Raw genomic sequence first — 253 nt, 5'->3', positions numbered from 1 at the left:
CGAAATCCTCAGAAATCAGCAAGGGTTGCATGATATTCTGGTATTCCCATCCATACGCAAAGGAACTCAACTCTCTGATATGGTCATTACGGCATTTCTGCGTCGCGTTCAGGCACCAAGCGATGTAGCGAATCGGGTTGCAACAGCGCATGGCTTTCGTTCCAGTTTCAGAGACTGGTGCAGCGAACAAGGCTGTTCTCGGGATTTGGCCGAGCGATCCTTGGCACACACTGTTAAAAACAAGGTTGAAGCA

The 253-nt window shown here is 49.4% G+C and carries 1 pseudogene; it reads left to right on the top strand.

The features are described 5' to 3' along the window. Nucleotides 1-253, top strand: a pseudogene (locus IV91_RS19990) (integrase); the annotation flags it as partial.

The sequence above is a fragment of the Ferrovum myxofaciens genome (assembly GCF_000735045.1).
Classification (GTDB): Bacteria; Pseudomonadota; Gammaproteobacteria; order Burkholderiales; family Ferrovaceae; genus Ferrovum; species Ferrovum myxofaciens.
Note: the sequence above shows the minus strand (reverse complement) of the source record. Positions and strands in the feature narration are given on the sequence as shown.